General features: G+C 73.4%; 1 protein-coding gene. It reads left to right on the forward strand.

Features of this window, described 5'->3' with window-relative positions:
• Positions 1-253: 253 nt before the first annotated feature.
• Positions 254-512 (forward strand): SLATT domain-containing protein (locus tag FOE67_RS27445; RefSeq protein ID WP_182667510.1); only part of this gene is annotated, 259 nt, incomplete at its 3' end.

Raw genomic sequence — 512 nt, forward strand, 5'->3', positions numbered from 1 at the left:
GGGGCGGGCAGCTCACGGGAGAGCGCGTGGCACAGGGCGTGTTCGCGGGCACCGCCGCCGATGACAAGGATCCTCACGGGGGGACAGCCTATCGCCGCCCCGGCGGCGCCCCGGCTGCCACTCTTTTGGGTGAGGGGCGAAGGCACCTATACCCGATGTGACGGGGCTTCCGGAAGGTTTCCCACCGAAAACCACATCGCGGACCCCCGATCGGCGGTAAGAAAGGGGCTCCACGTTGTAGGGAGTGACACGGGTGAGTCAGCCGGAGAAGGGACCCGGGGGTGGTCCGACGGGCCGGGCCGGGGGCGTCGCGGGTGCCCGGACGGGCCGTCGGGGGGACCTGACGAGTGGCCCCTTTCCGCACGGTGACTGGGGCGAGCCCGCGGCGCGCCTCGACGAGCTGTACCGCCGGGTGGAGGCCGAGGCGCTGCGGACCGTGGAGTGGTACCTGACCGACCGGCGGTGGAAGCGGAGCGCGGCCCGGGCGCTGCGGCTGGGGTCGGTGCTGGGCG

Origin of the sequence: Streptomyces calidiresistens (assembly GCF_014141525.1) — a bacterium.
Lineage (GTDB): Bacteria > Actinomycetota > Actinomycetes > Streptomycetales > Streptomycetaceae > Streptomyces > Streptomyces calidiresistens.